General features: G+C 65.3%; 1 protein-coding gene. It reads right to left on the reverse strand.

Translation table 11 applies throughout. The features are described 5' to 3' along the window. Positions 1–123 precede the first annotated feature (123 nt). Positions 124–262: 30S ribosomal protein S2 (locus tag HKX41_12010; protein NNC24859.1), on the reverse strand; the 139-nt coding region annotated here is incomplete at its 5' end.

Below are 262 nucleotides of genomic sequence, written 5' to 3' on the forward strand. Positions count from 1 at the left end.
GTGGTCCCGTGTGGCGTCGACACGCCATCGCGGTCGGCGTCGTCCCAACTGTGTCGAGTCGCCGAAAGCGCCGCCGCTCGCCGGATGGGTGTCAGAAAAGTCGAATCGAAACGTCGTCCCGAACTACAGTTCGTCCTCGAAGTCTTCGAGGGCGTAGACGGTGTCGGAGCCGCGGCGGTCGAGCGTCTCGTTGGCCAGCAGCCAGTAGACGACCGACAGCGCGCGTCGACCCTTGTTGTTCGTCGGGACGACGAGGTCGACG

Origin of the sequence: Salifodinibacter halophilus (assembly GCA_012999515.1) — a bacterium.
GTDB lineage: Bacteria > Pseudomonadota > Gammaproteobacteria > Nevskiales > Salinisphaeraceae > Salifodinibacter > Salifodinibacter halophilus.